The organism is Aminobacter sp. P9b, assembly GCF_045345995.1.
Taxonomy (GTDB): domain Bacteria; phylum Pseudomonadota; class Alphaproteobacteria; order Rhizobiales; family Rhizobiaceae; genus Aminobacter; species Aminobacter niigataensis.
In genome coordinates, this window is record NZ_CP150082.1 from 4554653 (window position 1) to 4572486 (window position 17834).

14 protein-coding genes are annotated in these 17834 nt (G+C 63.1%); 7 read left to right on the top strand and 7 right to left on the bottom strand.

Features of this window, described 5'->3' with window-relative positions:
- Positions 1-145 precede the first annotated feature (145 nt).
- Complete coding sequence (locus WHT83_RS22495; protein ID WP_183264466.1) at positions 146-1732, top strand: ABC transporter substrate-binding protein; 1587 nt, start codon at positions 146-148, stop codon at positions 1730-1732.
- Between the two features lie 110 nt (positions 1733-1842).
- On the opposite strand, the gene WHT83_RS22500 is transcribed toward WHT83_RS22495, so the two are convergent.
- Positions 1843-2454 carry a hypothetical protein gene (locus WHT83_RS22500; RefSeq protein ID WP_183264467.1) on the bottom strand — a complete coding sequence of 204 codons (612 nt, stop codon included), beginning with the start codon at positions 2452-2454 and terminating at the stop codon, positions 1843-1845.
- A 265-nt stretch (positions 2455-2719) separates the two neighbouring features.
- Here WHT83_RS22500 and WHT83_RS22505 point away from each other — a divergent pair, with 265 nt between their 5' ends.
- Entirely contained in the window at positions 2720-3199 is a 480-nt protein-coding gene (locus WHT83_RS22505) for a transglutaminase-like cysteine peptidase (RefSeq protein WP_108607187.1), read from the top strand.
- Between the two features lie 45 nt (positions 3200-3244).
- On the opposite strand, the gene WHT83_RS22510 is transcribed toward WHT83_RS22505, so the two are convergent.
- Complete coding sequence (locus WHT83_RS22510) at positions 3245-3727, bottom strand: hypothetical protein (RefSeq protein WP_108607186.1); 483 nt, start codon at positions 3725-3727, stop codon at positions 3245-3247.
- A gap of 9 nt (positions 3728-3736) precedes the next feature.
- Entirely contained in the window at positions 3737-4609 is an 873-nt protein-coding gene (locus WHT83_RS22515; protein ID WP_406872444.1) for a LuxR C-terminal-related transcriptional regulator, read from the bottom strand.
- Positions 4610-5270: 661 nt separating this feature from the next.
- Here WHT83_RS22515 and WHT83_RS22520 point away from each other — a divergent pair.
- From WHT83_RS22520 to WHT83_RS22540, 5 genes are all read left to right on the top strand, one after another.
- Positions 5271-7088, top strand: a complete 1818-nt coding sequence (locus WHT83_RS22520; RefSeq protein WP_406872445.1) for a hypothetical protein — start codon at positions 5271-5273, stop codon at positions 7086-7088.
- A gap of 131 nt (positions 7089-7219) precedes the next feature.
- Positions 7220-9256 carry a type I secretion protein gene (locus WHT83_RS22525; protein ID WP_406872446.1) on the top strand — a complete coding sequence of 679 codons (2037 nt, stop codon included), beginning with the start codon at positions 7220-7222 and terminating at the stop codon, positions 9254-9256.
- A gap of 663 nt (positions 9257-9919) precedes the next feature.
- Positions 9920-11809 carry a type I secretion system permease/ATPase gene (locus WHT83_RS22530; protein ID WP_406872447.1) on the top strand — a complete coding sequence of 630 codons (1890 nt, stop codon included), beginning with the start codon at positions 9920-9922 and terminating at the stop codon, positions 11807-11809.
- A 12-nt stretch (positions 11810-11821) separates the two neighbouring features.
- Positions 11822-13165 (top strand): HlyD family type I secretion periplasmic adaptor subunit, encoded by a 1344-nt coding sequence (locus WHT83_RS22535; protein WP_108607183.1) that lies wholly within the window; start codon positions 11822-11824, stop codon positions 13163-13165.
- Positions 13166-13179: 14 nt separating this feature from the next.
- Positions 13180-14823, top strand: a complete 1644-nt coding sequence (locus WHT83_RS22540; RefSeq protein WP_406872448.1) for a GNAT family N-acetyltransferase — start codon at positions 13180-13182, stop codon at positions 14821-14823.
- A gap of 38 nt (positions 14824-14861) precedes the next feature.
- On the opposite strand, the gene WHT83_RS22545 is transcribed toward WHT83_RS22540, so the two are convergent.
- From WHT83_RS22545 to iolE, 4 genes are all read right to left on the bottom strand, one after another.
- Entirely contained in the window at positions 14862-15668 is an 807-nt protein-coding gene (locus WHT83_RS22545) for a 3-methyl-2-oxobutanoate hydroxymethyltransferase (RefSeq protein ID WP_108607182.1), read from the bottom strand.
- Between the two features lie 37 nt (positions 15669-15705).
- On the bottom strand, positions 15706-16518 hold the full coding sequence (gene iolB / locus WHT83_RS22550) for a 5-deoxy-glucuronate isomerase (RefSeq protein WP_108607181.1): 813 nt from the start codon (positions 16516-16518) through the stop codon (positions 15706-15708).
- A 6-nt stretch (positions 16519-16524) separates the two neighbouring features.
- On the bottom strand, positions 16525-16728 hold the full coding sequence (locus WHT83_RS22555; RefSeq protein ID WP_108607180.1) for a hypothetical protein: 204 nt from the start codon (positions 16726-16728) through the stop codon (positions 16525-16527).
- A 160-nt stretch (positions 16729-16888) separates the two neighbouring features.
- Positions 16889-17806, bottom strand: coding sequence for a myo-inosose-2 dehydratase (gene iolE / locus WHT83_RS22560; protein WP_406872449.1), 918 nt, complete (start codon positions 17804-17806; stop codon positions 16889-16891).
- Between the last annotated feature and the right edge of the window lie 28 nt (positions 17807-17834).

Genomic DNA, 17834 nt, shown 5'->3' on the forward strand with positions numbered 1-17834 from the left:
AATTTCATTCCAAGCGCCGAATTCGATGTTCACATGCAGAATAAAGAATATAACCACTTCACAAATCGGCCCTTTAAGACGATTTTCTCACCAACGCCGCCGAGCCGATAGTTTGGGCCGAGCAAAGGCTCATGAGGGGACTGGTATGCGTTTTCTGAAGGCCATGGCCGGAGCGATGTTCGGCGCGGCTCTTGCCGTGTCCATCGCTTTTGCCGAAACGCCCGCGAATACGCTCATTGTCGCCGACGCCATCGACGACGTCATGACACTTGACCCCAACGAGGTGGGCGAGGTCGGCGGCGTGCTTGCCAGCACCCAGATCTACCAGTCGCTGGTCAGTTTCGATGTCAACGACCCCACCAGGATCATCGGCGTGCTCGCCGAGAGCTGGACCATTTCGCCCGACGGCCGCACCTTCACCTTCAAGATGAACCCTGCGGCGCGCTTTGCTTCGGGCAATCCCGTCACTGCATGGGACGCCGAATATTCGCTGCGCCGGGTCGTCCATCTGAAGTCGCGCTCGGCCTTCATCATCGGCCAGTTCGGTTTCTCGCCGGAGAATGTCGATGACCGCATCAAGGCCCTCGACGACCAGACCCTGGTCATCGAGATCGCCGACACCTACGCGCCGAGCTTCCTGTTCTATTGCCTGTCGTCCTATATCGGCGGCATCGTCGACAGCAAGATCGTCAAGGCGAACGAAGTCGACGGCGACTTCGGCAATGGCTGGCTGAAGGCCGACAACTCAGCCGGTTCCGGCCCTTTCGCGCTCAGCAAATGGCAACCCAGGCAGTCGATCCTGCTCAAGCGCAACGACAACTACTGGGGCACGGCGCCAAAAGTCGACAGCATCCTGATCCGTCATGTCGCCGAGAGTGCGGTCCAGCGGCAATTGCTCGAGGCCGGCGAAATCGACATCGCCAACCGCCTCGGACCCGACGATTTCGACACCATCGCCAACAACCCTAAGCTTGCCGTCGTCAACGGCCGCTCCGGCAACATCTATTACATGGGCCTGAACGTGCGGAACCAGTATCTCGCCAATCCCAAAGTGGTCGAGGCGATGAAATACATGATCGACTACCAGGGCATGGTCGACACCGTCTCGCGCGGCATGATGGAGGTGCATCAGACGCTGGTACCGAAAGGTTTTCTCGGCGCGATCGACTACAGGCCTTTCAGTTTCGATGTCGCCAAGGCCAGGGAACTGCTGGCCGAGGGCGGCGTCAGCGGCGAGTTTTCGCTCGACATGGTGGTGTGGGACACCCTGCCCTACACCGAATTCGCCAAGGCCATCCAGGCCAGCATGGCCAAGGCCGGCGTGAAGCTCAACCTGCAGATCGTCGGCGGCCGCGAATGGCTCGACCGCTACCGCAATCACGACCTCGACATCTGGCTTGGCCTGTGGGGGCCGGACTATCCCGACCCGCATTCCAACGCCAAGGCCTTCGCGGTCAACAAGCAGGATGCGCCCGACGGCTCGGAAGGCATCACCGACCGTTTCGGCTGGAACGCGGGAGCCCTTTCACCCGAAGCCATGGCGGCCGTGCGCGAACAGGACACGACGACGCGCAAGGGCATGTATGAGGCGATCCAGAAAGTGCACAGCCGCGTTTCGCCTTTCATCTTCATGTTCCAGGAAGTGCGAAAGGTGGCGGTGAATGCAAGGGTCAAGGGTCTTGTGATGGGCATGACCTTGTCCGACGACCGCTACTCGGCCGTGTCCAAGTAGTGCCGAAGCGGCAACAAGTCCCAGCCCGCATGCAGAACTGACCAACAAAAAGCCGGGCGGCAATGCCGCCCGGCTTACTGAGTTCATCAAGTGATCAGGCGTGTGATCGATCAGCTGCCGCCGCCGGCACCACCGCCGCCACCGCCGCCGCCGCCGCCACCGCCACCGCCGCCGCCGCCGCCACCGCCGCCGCCGCCGCCGCCGCCGCCACCGCCGCCACCGCCGCCACCGCCGCCACCGCCACCGCCGCCGCCACCGCCGCCGCCACCGCCACCGCCGCCGCCGCCGCCACCGCCGCCGCCGCCGCCGCCACCGCCGTCACCGTCGCCGTCGTCGCCGTCGTCGCCGTCATCGCCATCGTCGCCGTCATCGCCGTCATCGCCGTCGTCGCCATCATCGCCGTCGCCGCCGCTGTCACCGTCGCTGCCAGTTCCGCCGTCATTGCCATCGTTCTCGCTGCCGGCCAGTACGGCCGAGACCAGCGACGTCGTCAGCGGCGGGCATTGCGCCAGCTGGTCGTCCGACATGATGCTGCCGCGGTTCAGCGCAATGCAGCACATCTCATAGTTGCCTTGGGTAAGGGGTTGGCACTGTGCAGCCGACATGACCGGCCGGATGTTGCTTTGTGCCGATGCGGGGGTGATGAAGCTGACGGCCACAAGTGCCGAAGAGACCAACAGAATCGAATGGATCCCGCGTACGCAGGTTGGGTACGTCGTCATTTCTTCCTCCTGAGGGAAAAAATGCGCCCGTCCCCAAACTGGCGCTATGATCAAATGTTCCGACCATCGGAAACACTTTTTTAATCATACATCCTTTTGAAAACGGTGCAAAGTCCTCCCGTTGGGGTTGATTTATCTAGCTCTAATATGCTGTTTGCTGGTCACCCATTGAGAGAGGGGACAGCACGTGCAAAAATTCGTGGCGCTCTTTGCGATCGCCTTGATCGCTGCTGGCTGCAGCCAGTCAACCACTCCCGGTTCAAGCATGACAACCGTCGGCTATGCCTTTGCGCCGCCGGCGGCAAACACCTTCTGCGCCCGCCAGCCTGGGCTATGCAGCACCGCGGGCAAGACCGCGGTAATGGCTTTGACGGACGAACGCATGAACGACCTCAAGCAGGTCAACGCCTCGGTCAACCGACGCATAAGCCAGCGCAATGACGCTGTGACCGCCAGCGGTTCGGACAACTGGCGACTGCCCACGACGGTGGGCGATTGCGAGGACATTGCCATCCTCAAGAAGAGCGAATTGCGCAAGCGGGGCTGGCCGGCATCGACCTTGCTGCTGACCGTTGCCCACTATCGCGGCGCCGGACATACGGTGCTGACCGTGCGCACCGACAAGGGCGATCTCATCCTGGATAATCTCACTGGCTCGGTCAGGAACTGGAAGAGCACGCCCTATCGCTACTTTGCTCGTCAGTCGCAGTTCGAAACCGGCAGGTGGTCCCGCATCGGCGTATGATGCGCCGGCCCGCAGCACCGCGACCGGCGGGCCTTGGCGCGGCGTTCAATGCGGAAACGCATTGTCCTCGACGATCTTCCATATCTGCCGGTTGATGTCGCGGATCGCTTCGATCGAGGCGGAGATGCGGTGCATCTCGTTGTCGTCCAGCTCTTCGTTCTTGCCGTAGCGGACGGAATCCTTGCTGTCGAAAATGCGCATCAGCTGGGTGCTGGCCCGCGTTCCGGTCTCGTCGAACGAATAGATACAATGGCTATATTTGTTGCGCAGCTTGCCCTGGTGGGTCAGTTGCTCCGACACGGCCAGCACCGCCTCGCGGCAGGGCAACGGCGTCTTAGCCATCTTGGCCAGCCGCTCGACGAGGTCGAGCCGCGCGCGCGTCGTATTCAGCGTCAGGAAGATGATGATCGCCGTTTCCTTGTCGACCTTGGCAAGGCCGGCGATCAGATAGATGAGCAGGCTCTCGGTGTTGGTCCAGGTATAGTTGAGCTGGCCAACGGTAAGCAGGACATCCTGGAATCGCGGCATTTCGCGCGCTCACACCCCCAACGGCAGCTGCGCCTGGATCGCACCTGCACCGATGTCACGTTCGCCGATCGTCTCCCCCCTACGCCCGTGAAAGATGGCGGCCGCTTCGGTGCGGTTGTGCGCGCCGAGCTTGGTGATGATGTTGTGCAGATGAATCTTGACGGTGTGCTCGGATAGCCCGAGAGCCGCCGCAATGAGCTTGTTCTGCAGGCCGCGCGCGACCATGCCCAGGATCTGCAACTCGCGATCCGTCAGTTCGTCGAAGTCGTCGGTGTCGCCGTCCGCCTGGACCACGGCCTTGGGCACCACCACCTCGTTGAACGCGGTCGCGACCGTCGTTCGCCGTTCGATGATCGGCTCGAACAACGAGAGTGGAAAGTATTCGCCGCCCCGCAACACCAGGCGAACCACCGAAAGCCAGACGTCGAGCTTCAGGTTCATCGGCAGGACGCCGCGCACGTTGCGGGCTGTCACCACGTCGCGGATCGAAACCTCATGCCGCCCGTCCTCCTGGATCAGCATGATCTGCGCTGCCGGGTGCAGGTGCGAGATGCGTTCCGAGTGGCCTGCCACGTCAGGCAATTGACCAGCATCGAGCAATATCAGCGATACCGGGCACTCGAAGGAAACGCAGGCCTCCGCCAAGGTCGCCACCTGTTCGACGGCGATCGACGGAAACTCGCGTTCAATAGCAAAGACCAAGCACTCCGACACGAAGTCCGCCGGAGCGACAATCAGCAATGTCTTGCAGGTTTTCTGCACGGAGCCACCAGCTCCGTTAGCGCGGCGCGCGCTGGGAATTGCCACCCGATACATGAGATCTCCCGCCCAATGTTCGCAACTATGCGCGATTTTCCCCACGTGCCGCCTGATGGGGAGCATTATTGGTTGATCATACACCTCCTGTTAACGGTTCGGTATAAGCAAGATGAGCTATCGGGCGCATTTGTGTAGTCCGTCCGGATTGTCGGGCATCCGCGTGATCTAGCCTCTAGCCCGGGCGGAACTTCTCTCAAAGCATTCGACCCGGCAGATTTTTCGCGGGTACAAGCAGCCGGAACCACGGCGCTCTACCTGCGAATGACTGGCAATTGTACATATACGGCAAGCATCTAGTAATTCGCGCCGAAATTCCGGCGGCAGTATCTAGATCATCGCCGCAAGTTCTTGAGCCGCTTAGCCGAACAGCCTAGCGCGAACTGTCAGCTACCAATTTCACGGTCATGGTCGCACCCTTTGCCGGTTCAGCCAACAAGGGTGTGGCGCTTCCGGAACTCCGATTGCTCGTGACCAGGGCCTTATGTAAACGCCCGACAATCACGGAATTGTGAGAATCCCAGCCTCCGCCCAAGCCAAAAAAGGGAGGTTTTCAGCCATCCAGACAGCTTCGGGGCCTCCGGCTGCTCAGTCCCCTTCAGCCTTCAGACCCCTTCATTCTCGAAAATCAGTGCATTCGTAAATCAACCCGTAGTCCGCGTGACCCCAAGACCGTGTGAAAGATGAGAACGGTCCGGTAATCGCGGTCCCAACCGAGGACAAGACGATGTCTGATCGTAACAGCAACAATCTTAATGCGTTTGGCCTGCAGTTCGTCGGCAACGAAATCGAACTGGGCGGCGACAGCGAGAACGAAAACAAGAACGAAAACGAAAACGAGAATAAGAACGAGTCCGAGAATAAGAACGAGAACGAATCCAAGAACGAAAACGAAAACAAGAACGAATCCGAGAACAAGAACGAAAACGAATCCGAGAATAAGAACGAGAACGAATCCAAGAACGAAAACGAAAACGAAAACAAGAACGAATCCAAGAACGAGAATGTCAACGAGAACAAGACGGAGACCAAGGTCGACGTCGACGTCGACGTTGATGTCGATCTCGAAGGCCGTCTCGGCGACTACAAGGAAGACAACGACTTTGCCGACATCGACACCGGCGGCGGCGACATCAAGGGTGATGTGCTGTTCAGCAAGGACGGCGACGTCACCTACGATCCAGGCGACGACATCAACTTCAAGGACATCCTGAACGGCTCGATGGGCGCCAATAGCAACGCCTTCCTCATCAACCAGACTGCCGACATGGTCGACAACGACAAGCTTGAAGAAGCCACCGTCAAGAACGACGGCGACTTCAAGCAGGAGTTCGACAACAAGGGCGGCCATGCCTCTGCCGGTGACGGCATCGACGCAGGCGGCGGCGGCGCGAGCGGTGGCAAGGCCGACGGCGGCAGCGCCGACGGCGGCAACAGCGGCGATGCCAAGGGCGGCGAAGCCGACGGCGGCAAGGGCGAAGGCGGCCTGGCGCTGAGCGCAGCTTTGGGTGGTGACTCCAAGGGCGACACCAAGGCCGAAGGCGGCGACAGCGACGGCGGCAACGCCGACACCAACGCAGACGGCGGCAAGGGTGACGGTGGCAGGGGTGGCGACGGCGGAGCCGGTCTCGGCCTCGGCCTCGGTCTCGGCCTCGGTGCCGGACTTGGCGTCGGCGCAGGAGAAGCTGACTCGGGTGATGCCAAGGGCGATGGCGGCAATGCCAAGGCCGACAGCGGCGACGCCGATGCCGATTCCGGCAAGGCAGACGCTGGCAGCGGTGGCGACATCGACGACAACGAAGCGGGCGACGCCAAGGGCGACGGCGGCGACGGCATCGATGCATTCGTGCCGATCATCCCCGTGCTGAACTTCGGTGAAGGCGGCGACGCCAAGGGCGACGGCGGCGACGCCAATGCCGACAGCGGGCGCGGCGGCGACGCCGACTCCGGTAACGCAGATGCCGACAGCGGCGATGCCAAGGCCAATGCCGGCGACGCAAATGGCGATACCGGCGACGCTCTCGGCTTCGGCCTCGGCGCAGGCGTTGGCTACGGCGACGGCGACGGCGACGGCACGGGCTCTGGCGGCGGCGGCGGCGGCGGCGGCGCAGGAACCGGTGGTTCCGCTACGGCAGGCGCAGCGACCGGCGGCGCCAGCACGAGCGGCGGCACCTGGGCCTACGGCGACGGCGACGGCGGCAGCGCGCTGAGCGGCGCCTGGGCTGACGGCACCGGCGGCAACGCAACTGGCGGCGCAGCCTGGTCCGGCGGCGCCGGCGGCGGCGGCACTGCTGGCGATGCATGGGGTGGAGCTGGCGGCGCCGGTGGCGCTGGCGGCACCTGGGGCTCGAGCAATGGCGATGACGGCTATGTCACTGGCTCAAGTGAAGCCAGCGCCGATGCGATCATCGACACCAGCGCCTTCAACCAGCAGATCGTGATGGGTGCCAACCTGCAAGGCAATACGGTCGACATGACCGTAGTGGGCGGCAACTTCCATGAGACGCTGACTGGCGAAGACGCCAACGACCACAGCACGCTCTAGCCATCGGCATGAGGCTCCGCGCTTGCGGAACCAGTGAGCCGGACTGCGCGGGTAACCCCCGCGCAGTCCATCTTGGCCGGTGGAGCACATTTGCGCCTCACCGCGCCTGAAATTCGGGCGGAGGCACTACGATGTATGCCGCGTATTTCGACAGAATTACCGAGACGATCGCTCACTTCATTGGCCTCTTCGACACGGCGAGTGAGGAAGCCCGCCTCAAGCAGGCCTACGACGAATTCAGGGCCAAGCAGCAGGCCGATGAGCAATTGCCGGAGCACCAGACTGCCGCCCTCAAGGTCGACACCTCCCACTCCCTGGAAGACTTCGACCCGAGCGTGAAATATGTCGGCGTCAGGCCCGAGATCGAGCAAATCACGGTTTGGACCAACGTCGCCTTCACCCCTCCCGACGTACCGGTTCCCGATGGACCGTTCCTCCAAAATTACACCAACCTGCCGGAAGGCACGACGGTTGGTTCGGGCGGCATCGTCCTGCCAAAGATCGTCCCGCCGGGCGACCTGGCTGCCATCGTCAACCAGGAAATCCGGCTTTCCGACAACGACTATGTCGGCTTTGGCGGCAGTGGCCTGAAGTTCAATGCGCCGCCCGTCGACGAAAGCCCCATGGCCGACATGCAGCAGGCAGCGGCCGACCTGTCGCCGATCGACGACCTGACGCTTCCGGGCTCGACCGAGGAAATGGCGACGTTCGTCACCACCGCGCAAGCCCGTTTCAACGACTTCGAGGCCGACGACCACGGCAACGCCGACGTCTTCTGCGTCAAGGCCGAAACGATCGAGGGCACCTATTTCAATGGCCAGTTGATCGACGCAGCCGACGCCCCGAAGATGGAAGATTACGTCAACTTCCTGAAGGAACAGGACGACGACGCCAAGGGGCCTGACGCTCCGCTCGATACCGACACGCCTCCGGACTCCGGCGATTTCATGGACGGCTGGGGAGACGGAACGGCCAACCCGAGCGTCGAGATCAGCACCGGCGGCAACACCGTCATCAACAACGCAGTCGTGGTCAACGATTGGGCATCGGCCGAGGTCATGGCCGTCATGGGCGACCATATCTCGCTCAACGCCATCATCCAGATCAACGGCACGTGTGACACCGACAGCGTCGGCTCGGCGGTCGGCGGCTGGCCTTTCGACCCGGGCGGCGGCGACAACCTCAGCTTCAACATCGCGATGTTCAAGCACATCGACACCTCCGCCGGCGACGAAACGCCTGCCGAGGCCCCCACCGGGTTCCCCGCCTATTATGTGGTCACCGAGATTTCGGGCGACCTCATCATGATGAACTGGATCGAACAATATGCGTTCGTGACCGACAACGACGTCTGCATTGCTTCGTCGTCGGGTGTGCAGTCGGTCGTCTCGACCGGCGACAACACCGCGTTCAACGGGCTTAGCCTCAACGAGATCGGCAATTACTACGACCTCATCATCATCGGCGGCAACGTCTACGACGCGAGCATCATTCACCAGATCAACCTGCTGCTCGACAACGATGTGATCGGCGCGGTCTCTGGCTTCCAAACGACCGGCGAAGGCTCGGTCTCGACGGGCGACAATCTGCTCTGGAACCAGGCAAGCATCGTCAACGTCGGCAACGCGACCGCCGAGGCGCTGCCCGATGGCTACAGCACGGCGGGGGGCAACCTCGCGGGCGGCAACAAGGAACTGCCGGACGCCATTCTCCAGGACGCCGCATTCGCCGGCATCGGCGTGCTGCGCGTGCTCTACATCTCTGGCGACATCTACAATCTGAATTACATCAAGCAGACCACCGTGGTCGGCGACAGCGACCAGGTGGCGCTTGCCATGAACAATCTGGTCGCCAATCCCGACGCCGAATGGACCATCACCACCGGCGGCAACCAGTTGGTCAACGACGCGACCATCGTCGACGTCGATGGAATGTCCAAGATCTATGTCGGCGGCGACAGCTACTCCGACGAGATCCTGATCCAGGCAAATCTCGTATCGAGCGATCCGGACCTCGGTGCGCAGAACCCGGACATACTCGTCACCGAAGCCGTCGTTTTTCTCGATGACGGCACCGACGACACCGGCGACGCCTCGAATACCAATCCGATTGCACCGCAGCCGGCCGATTCCGGATCGGCTGACGTCATGCAGCACATGCTGGGCTGAGCCGTTTCAGAGGGGCGCAAGATGACCGACGACCGTGAAGGCTGGAGTGGTTTTCATAACGTGCCGGACGACGGCGACAGCCAGGACAGCCCGCAGGCGCCGAGGCATTCGGAGGCAAGGCCCGCACAGGCAGCAAGCAAGCCGGCAGCGGCAGCAGGCAAACCTGCGGCGGAAGCGAGACTGTCGACTGCCGTGGCCTCGCAGGAACGGGCACTCGACCACCTCGAAAGCTACATCGACAAGGTCGTCGGGCGGCTGCATGAAGAAGCGGGCGACAAGTCATCCGCTCCGGCAACCCCTCCGTCGGCCGGCGTTTCCGCCCCTTCGCCCGCGCCTTCAACACCCTCGCAGGCGATACCGGCAAGCACCCAGCTGCCATCAGGAAGGCCGCCGATGGCCGAGCCTTCGATCATACCTCCGGAGCGGAGCGCTACGGCTCAACGCCCCCCAGCGTCTGCGCCCGCCGCAGCAGCGCCGAGCATGCGGTCCCAACCAGCCCCGCATGCAACTCCGGAGGAACCCATCGCAGCTGCAAAAGGCGACGATGCGCCCCAGGCCAGGACCACGTCCGCCGAGACGCCTTCGCCAACCCCTGCAGCAGCAGCGGCCTCCCCTCGTCCCGAGATGCGGGTCAGCGAACCGCAAGGGCCGGCGAAGACTGAAATGAAAGACACCTCGATGCCGGTCGGCAAGGTGATCGACGCCGACAACGGACCGATCAAGCCAAAGGAAAGACTGCCCGAGGCCAAGGGCCCCAACGGCGGCGATATCGACAGCGGTGGCGGCGGTGGTGGCGGTGGCGGAGGCGGTGGCGGCGTCTTCCACAAGCGTCTCGGGCCGATCGATTTCTCTGCCTCGCTCAAGACCGGCCTGAAGGTCGTCAAGCGCAACCTGCTGATCGTCATGCTGTTCACGCTGGCCAGCAACGTACTGGTGCTGGCGATACCGCTCTACCTGTTCCAGATTTCCGATCGCGTGCTGACCAGCCGCTCCGTCGACACGCTGGTCATGCTGACGGTCGTCATCGTCGGCGCAGTGGTCCTGCAGACCATCTTCGATGCCATCCGCCGCCTCATCCTGATGCGCACCGCTGTCGAGGTCGCGGCCCAGTTGGGCGCCCCGATCCTGAGCGCTGCAGCCCGCGCGGCCCTGAACAGCAACGGCCGCGAATACCAGACGCTCGGTGACCTCCAGCAACTCCGGTCGTTCCTCGTCTCGGGCACCCTGCTCACCTTGCTCGACGCACCGCTGGCGCCGCTGTTCGTCCTGGCCGTGTTCCTCGTGCACCCGCATCTCGGCTTCATCGTCGTCACAACGTCGCTGATCCTGCTGGTCATCACCATCATCAACCAGCGCTCGACGGCGGCACCCTTCAGCGAGGCCAATACACACCAGAGCAAGGCCAATCTGCATCTCGACTCGATGTCGCGGAACTCGCAGATCATCAACGCGCTCGCCATGATCCCCGAAGCCGTGCGCATCTGGGGCAAGGACACCGCAAGCTCGCTGCGTGCGCAGGTCATCGCGCAGGATCGCAACATCGCCTTTGCCGCGACGTCGAAGGCAACCCGCTTGCTGACCCAGGTCGCGATGCTCGGCTGGGGCGCGCATCTCGCGCTCGACGGCCATCTCAGCGGCGGCATGGTCATCGCCGCGTCGATCATCGCCAGCCGTGCGCTTGGCCCGATCGAAGGCGCCATCGAAGGCTGGAACCAGGTCGTGCAGTCGCGTGCCGCCTATGGCCGCATCGCCAGCCTGCTGCAGTCCTCGCCGCTCAATTTCGAACGGCTCAACCTGCCCCGCCCGGAAGGCCGGCTCGATGTCGAACGCCTGCTGTTCGTGCCGCAAGGCACCAAGCGCGTCGTGCTCAACGGCATCACCTTTGCCCTGGCCCCCGGCGACTCGCTCGCAGTCATCGGCAATTCAGGCGCCGGCAAGACCACGCTCGGCAAGATGCTGGTCGGCTCGATCCTGCCGACCTCGGGCAACGTGCGCCTCGACCTGATGGACCTGCGCAACTGGGATCAGCGCCAGTTCGGCGAGAACATCGGCTACCTGCCGCAGGACGTGCAGCTGTTCCCCGCCTCGATCAAGGCCAACATCGCCCGCATGCGCGATGACGCCACCGACGCGGAGATCTACCAGGCGGCCCAACTCGCCGACGTGCACGAAATGATCGCCACGCTGCCGCATGGCTACGAGACATTCGTCGCCGCCGACGGCGCACCGCTCTCAGGCGGCCAGAAGCAGCGCATCGCGCTCGCCCGTGCCTTCTTCGGCAACCCGCGCATGGTCGTGCTGGACGAGCCGAACTCCAACCTCGACGCAGCCGGCGACGCAGCCCTTGCCCGCGCGCTCCAGCACGCCAAGGAAAACAAGATCACCGTCATCACCATCACCCAGCGGCCGGCCCTGTTGCACAGCGTCGACAAGATCCTGCTGCTGGTCAACGGAACCGTCGCCCTGTTCGGCCAGCGGCAAGACGTGCTCCAGGCACTAGCCCAGCGCGGCCTGAGCATCGAAGGCGGATCGTTCGGCCATCAGATTCCGTAAGGGGGCAATGTCATGAGCGACACGGCAGTCGTAAAGGTCCACGATCTCGAATGGTACTCCGAGGTACCGCGCTCGATCGGCAAGCAGACCAAGGTCGGCCTGTTGCTCATCGCCCTTACCTTCGGCGGCTTCGGCACCTGGGCCTTCACCGCCCCGCTTGCAGCGGCAATCATCGCCCAGGGCTCGTTCGTGGCAGCCGGCCAGAACAAGATCGTGCAGCACCTGGAAGGCGGCATCATCAAGGAACTGCTGGTCAGCGAAGGCGACCGTGTCCGCTACGACCAGCCACTGGTGCGCCTCGACGAAACGGCAGCGCAAGCCAACGAGCGGCAGCTGTTCCTGCGCCAGGTGCGGCTGGACGCCATCGCCGCGCGGCTGAATGCCGAGATCAACGGCGCGCCGGAGATCACCTTTCCCAAGAATGTCACCGACAACATCGACGATCCGGAGATCAAGCCGATCGTCGACGGCCAGCAACTGAATTTCACCGCCGCACGCGGCAAGCTGCAAAGCGAAATCGGCCTGCTGAAGCAGAACATTGCCGCCTACCGCTATCGCGCGGACGGCTACCAGCAACAGCACGACGCGGTGCAACGGCAGCTCGCCCTGATGAAGGAAGAATATGCCGGCAAGAAGTCGCTGCTCGACAAGGGCCTGCTGCGGGCAACCGAGATCAAGGCGATCCAGCGCGCCATGGCCGACGCCGAGGGTCAGATCGGCCGCCTCGGCGCCGAGGTTTCCGAGATCGGCTCCGAGATCATCAAGCTCGACCAGCAGATCACTCAGGCCCAGGAAGCCTACAAGCAGGCGGCGCTCGAACAGTTGCAGAACCTCGAGGGCGATCTCGATACCATCCGCGAACAGCTGCGCCAGGCCAAGAGCGTGCTCAACCGCGTGACGATCAACGCACCCGTCGCCGGTACCATCGTGCGCATGTACTATCACACCTCCGGCGGTGTCATCGAAAGCGGCAAGCCGATCGTCGAGATCCTGCCGTCCAATGTTCCGCTGGTCATCGAGACGCTGATCTCGCGCACCGACATCGACAATGTGCGTGTCGGACAACTTGCCACGGTGCGGCTCACCGCGCTCAACCGGCGCACCACGCCGGTGCTCGACGGCCAGGTGATCTACGTCTCCGCCGACGCCCTTCCCGACACCTCGGGTCCCGTGGCACGCGAAGTCTATGTCGCCCGCATCAGCCTGTCGCCGGACCAGATCTCACGTGTTCACAGCTTCTCGCCAACGCCCGGCATGCCGGCGGAGGTTTTGGTCCAGACCGAGGAACGGACTTTCTTCAGATATCTGACCAAGCCAATCGCCGACAGCATGTCGCGCGCATTCATGGAGCGGTGAACCAGGGGCAAGCCATGACTTTGAGGGGGATGCAGATGCAGGTCGATGTCATTACCGATCTTGATACGCTGGCGAAGGTGCAGAAGGACTGGGAGCGCCTCTACGAGGCCGATCCGGAGGCACAGTTCTTTGTCTCTTGGAACTGGCTAGTGCCGTACATGCGCTTCTACAAGGGCGCCTGGTTCGTGCTCGCGGCCCGTCTCGGCAATCCAGGTTCGCCCTATGTCGCGCTGATGCCCTTGCGCATGCGCACCCGCATGAGCGGCAAGACCGGGCTGTTCTTCAACGAGATCAGCATGGCCGGCAACAATGCTGCCGACTACACCGGCGCGATCTGCGATCCCTTGCATGCCGAAGAGGCATTGAAGGCGTTTGGCCGGCACGTCGCCCAGATGGGCTGGGCACGGCTCAATCTCGAGAACCTGCGCATGTCACGGGAACGCGTCTTCGCGTTCATTGGCCAGTTCTCGCGCGACATCTTTGCGATGCGCGAGTTCAGTCGCGTCAATGCCGCCGACAACGTCGACAATTGCCGCTGCTTCTCGGCCGCCCTGCCCGATACGTTCGACGGCTATCTCGACAATGTGCTCAGCACCAACACCCGCCAGAAGCTGCGGCGCTTCATGCGCAAGATCGATGCCGGCGAATTGCGCATCGCCCGGGCCGACGCCACCACCTACGAGCGCGACATCGACACGCTGCTGGAGTTGTGGCGGGTGAAATGGGGCGCGCGCAAGGGAGACCGGCTGGCGGGCATCCTGCATAACAACCGCCGCGTGCTGAGGGAAAGCTTCAAGAACGGCACGCTGTTCCTGCCAGTCCTCTGGCAAGGCGACCGGCCGCTGGGCGCGCTCGCCATCTTTGTCGACTCGGTCAAGAAGGCCTTGCTGTTCTTCATGGCCGGTCGCGACGAGGCCGTGACCTCCATCCCGACCGGCCTGATCCTGCATGGCCATTGCATCAAGCTGGCTATCGAGAACGGCCTCACCACCTACGACTTCCTGCGCGGCGACGAGCCGTACAAATTCGCGTTCGGCGTGACCGAGAGCAAGGTCAACTGCGCGATGATCTACACAAAGAGCGGCCGCAATGCCGGCGACCGGCTCGACCCTCGCTCGCTCGGCAGCATCTTCGCCGAGGTCACCCGCTTCCACCAGGAGGGACAACTGGCAAGGGCGGAAAACGGATACCGTCAAATCCTTGCCAGCGAAGCCACTCATTCACGCGCGCTCTATGGCATTGGCCAGCTGCTGTCATCCAAGGGCGAGCACCGCGAAGCTTTGGCACATTTCCAAACCCTCGCAACTTCGGTGCCCAGTTCATCGAAAGCATGGCTCAGGCTGGGAATGGAGATGCAAGCTCTGTCTCGACACATCGAGGCAGCGGATGCATTCCGCACGGTGTTGTCGCTTGCACCCGATTTCGTAGGCGCCGAATTCTCGCTGGCCAGGAGCCTCGCGGCACTCGAACGCAGCGAGGAAGCCATCGAAACGCTGGAAGGATTGCAGCACAAGCTTGAGGCCGCATCGCGCGACGACACGCTGCTGGCCAAGACCAGGGCAATGCTCAAGCGGCTGAAATTTGAAAACCGGCCGAGCTACATCATGCTCAATCCGGATAGGAAGGCGGCGACGCGAGTTCTGAGTACCGCGCTCTAGGGCGCTGGAATGCGAACCGCCTTCCGGAGCGGGCAGGCCTAGGCCTGCCCGCTCAGAAAATCCTCGAACTTGCGCATTTCCTCCGCGTCGATGCCTACCCTATGGCTGGCATCTGGATAGGCGCCGCTGGCAATGTCGGTGGCGTATTCGGCAAATGCCGCAATCCGCTCCTGCTGGATGCGGCCATATTCGGCGGCAAGGTTGCGATAAACCTTGGCATGACGCGGATAGGGGCCGCGATTGAGGCCGAGCACGTCCTCGGCGAAGAGATACTGCGCATCGCAGCCGGCGCCCGCCCCCATCGAGATCATCACCAGTGGCGTACGCTTCGAGATGGCGCTCGCAACCTCCGCAGGCACGACCTCGATCTCGGCGGCGAACGCGCCGGCGTCTTCCAGATCCTTGATCTGCTTCCAGACGAGCGCTGCCGTCTCGGCGGTCTTGCCCACCGCGCGGAACCCGCCCGTCCAGGTCGAATGGATAGGAATCAGCCCGACATGGCCGCAGACCGGGATGTGCTCGTCGGCCAGGCGCCGGATGGTCTGCAGGCTTGCCGAGCAATAGACAGCGTCGGCGCTCGCCACCTTGAGCTTGACCGCCGTGCGCAGGATCTCGTCGGTCGTAGCCCCCATCATGCCATATTCGTCGCCGGGCACCGCAAAGCAGGTCGGCGCCGCATCGCGGAAACGCGGGTCGAGCATCAGCCCATAGGTGACCGACAGCAGATCGATGCCGGCGCGCTCGGCCGCTTCCGCCTCCTCCAGCGTCGTCACCCTGAGCTTCGACAGTTGGCGCTTGCCTTTGAGCGCGCGCAGATCCGCGACCGTTGGCCTGTTGCGTGCCATCGTTCGTCCTCGCTTCCGGATTGTTGGCCTTGGGCGGTCAGGCCTTCAGCAGCCACTCGTGTTCCTTGGCGTTGTGGAACTTCCACGTCCGCTTCGGCCCTGCCATGACGTTGAGGTAGTAGAGATCGTAGCCGTGGCAGGCAGCACAGGGGTGATAGCCCTTGGGCACCAGCGTCACGTCGCCGTCCTCGACCGCCATCGCCTCGTCGATATCGCGGTGGCCGGCATCGTTGAACTCGGTGTAGACGCGCTGGAAGGCAAAGCCCTGCGGCGGGTTGAGCCGGTGGTAGTAGGTCTCCTCCAGCAGTGACTCAGCCGGCAGGTTGTCTTCGTCGTGCTTGTGCGGCGGATAGCTCGAGGTGTGGCCGCCGGGCGTGATGACCTCCACCACCAGCAGCGAATCCGCCGGTTCGCCTTCCGGCAGGATGTTGGTCACATACCGGGTGTTGGTACCCTTGCCGCGTACCTCCTGCTTGACGTCGTCGGGCCCGATGATCCGCACCGGCAGGTTGCCGCCCAGCCCCGGCGCCGTGCACACTGCCAGCTCGACATTCGTCTCGGCCCGCACCGACCAGTCGCCGCCGGCAGGTACGTACACCGACCACGGCTTGCCTTCGAAGGGCGACATGCGTTCGCCCAGCGTGCCGAGATCGTCTTCGCCGACCCGGACATGCGCCTTGCCGGAAACCAGAACCAGGCAGGTTTCGCGGTCTGCGGTCCAGTCGCCATAGGTGTCGCCGGGTTCCAGCTTGTGCAGGTCGAAACCGACATAGGTCCAGCCAGCCGTCTCCGGCGTGACATGAGTCACCCGCCCCGTGCCATGCTTCGGCTTGATCAGAAGTTTCGACATGGTCTCTCACTCCTTGTCGGTGGCGGCGTCGTCACCAGGCTTGTAGGCGTACAGGAACTGGTAGGCGCCGAGTGCCGCCATGCCCCCGGCAAGCGTGCCCCAGAACGCCGCTCCGGTCACGAACTCGAACACCGACCACGCAGCGCAGAACGCAACCAGCGCAATGCGCCGCCACAGCGGCTTCAGGAACGGGTGGTTCTGGTCGTTCATCAATTGCGCACCGCCTTGCCGATCAAATCAAGCGGATCGTAACCGGCTCGGCGATCGGCCTCAAGCATTACGGCGCCGCGCGTCGGAGACGCGCAAAGGACGCCGTAACACTTTGAATCGGCGCATGACCTCTTCCGAAAATCACTGTCGATTTTCGGGGTCATGCAGCGGGAAAACCCTGCGTTTCGACAGTGTAGCCGGCGGCCGTCATCACCCGCATCAGCTCGGCATGGCCGACCTGCGCCATCTTCAGTGGCGGGTTCTTCCTGGGATCTTGCTCGGCCTCGACGACGAACCAGCCCTCATAGCCGTAATCGGCGAATTTCTGCACGATCTTGCCGAAGTCGAGCGAGCCGTCGCCGGGCACGGTGAAGGCACCCAGCGCCACCGCATCGAGGAACGACTGCTTGGTCCAGTCGAGCGCCTTGATGACGTCCATGCGCACGTCCTTCACATGCACGTGGCTGATGCGCTTGTGGTGATTGTCGATGGCGCGCAGCACGTCGCCGCCGGCGAATGCGAGATGCCCGGCATCGAGCAGCAGCGGGATGCCCTCGCCCGAATGCTTCATGAAAGCGTCGAGCTCATGCTCGAACTGCACCACAGCCGCCATGTGGTGGTGATAGGACAGCGGCATGCCCTGCTCGGCACACCATTCGCCGAACGCTGTCAGCTTGCGGGCATAGGCCTTCATCTCGTCGTCGGACAGCACCGCCTTGGTGGCCAGCGGCTTCGAGCGGTCGCCCTGGATCGAGCGGCCGACCTCGCCATAGACGATGCAGGGCGCGTCAACAGCCTTGAACAGGTCGATCATCGGCTGGATGCGATCCTTGTTGGCGACAATATCCTCATTGACCAGCGTGCCGGAGAACCAGCCGCCGCAGAGCGTCACATCGGCGGCCTTGAGGATCGGCAGCATGGCCTCCGGCGTGCTCGGGAAACGGCGCCCCTGCTCCATGCCGGTGAAGCCGGCCGAGCGCGACTGGCGCAGGCATTCCTCCAGCGACACGTCATCGCTCAGTTCCGCAAGATCGTCGTTCCACCATGCGATGGGGGACATGCCCAGTTTGGCTTTCACGTCAGTTCTCCATTCTCACCTCCCCCTT

Coding starts and splice junctions, on each gene's coding strand:
- WHT83_RS22515 (WP_406872444.1), bottom strand. CDS start 4,609: ATGCTCCCCATCAGGCGGCACGTGGGGAAAATCGCGCATAGTTGCGAA.
- WHT83_RS22520 (WP_406872445.1), top strand. CDS start 5,271: ATGTCTGATCGTAACAGCAACAATCTTAATGCGTTTGGCCTGCAGTTC.
- WHT83_RS22530 (WP_406872447.1), top strand. CDS start 9,920: ATGAAAGACACCTCGATGCCGGTCGGCAAGGTGATCGACGCCGACAAC.
- WHT83_RS22495 (WP_183264466.1), top strand. CDS start 146: ATGCGTTTTCTGAAGGCCATGGCCGGAGCGATGTTCGGCGCGGCTCTT.
- iolB (WP_108607181.1), bottom strand. CDS start 16,518: ATGTCGAAACTTCTGATCAAGCCGAAGCATGGCACGGGGCGGGTGACT.
- WHT83_RS22510 (WP_108607186.1), bottom strand. CDS start 3,727: ATGCCGCGATTCCAGGATGTCCTGCTTACCGTTGGCCAGCTCAACTAT.
- WHT83_RS22545 (WP_108607182.1), bottom strand. CDS start 15,668: ATGGCACGCAACAGGCCAACGGTCGCGGATCTGCGCGCGCTCAAAGGC.
- WHT83_RS22535 (WP_108607183.1), top strand. CDS start 11,822: ATGAGCGACACGGCAGTCGTAAAGGTCCACGATCTCGAATGGTACTCC.
- WHT83_RS22525 (WP_406872446.1), top strand. CDS start 7,220: ATGTATGCCGCGTATTTCGACAGAATTACCGAGACGATCGCTCACTTC.
- WHT83_RS22505 (WP_108607187.1), top strand. CDS start 2,720: ATGACAACCGTCGGCTATGCCTTTGCGCCGCCGGCGGCAAACACCTTC.
- WHT83_RS22500 (WP_183264467.1), bottom strand. CDS start 2,454: ATGACGACGTACCCAACCTGCGTACGCGGGATCCATTCGATTCTGTTG.
- WHT83_RS22540 (WP_406872448.1), top strand. CDS start 13,180: ATGACTTTGAGGGGGATGCAGATGCAGGTCGATGTCATTACCGATCTT.
- WHT83_RS22555 (WP_108607180.1), bottom strand. CDS start 16,728: ATGAACGACCAGAACCACCCGTTCCTGAAGCCGCTGTGGCGGCGCATT.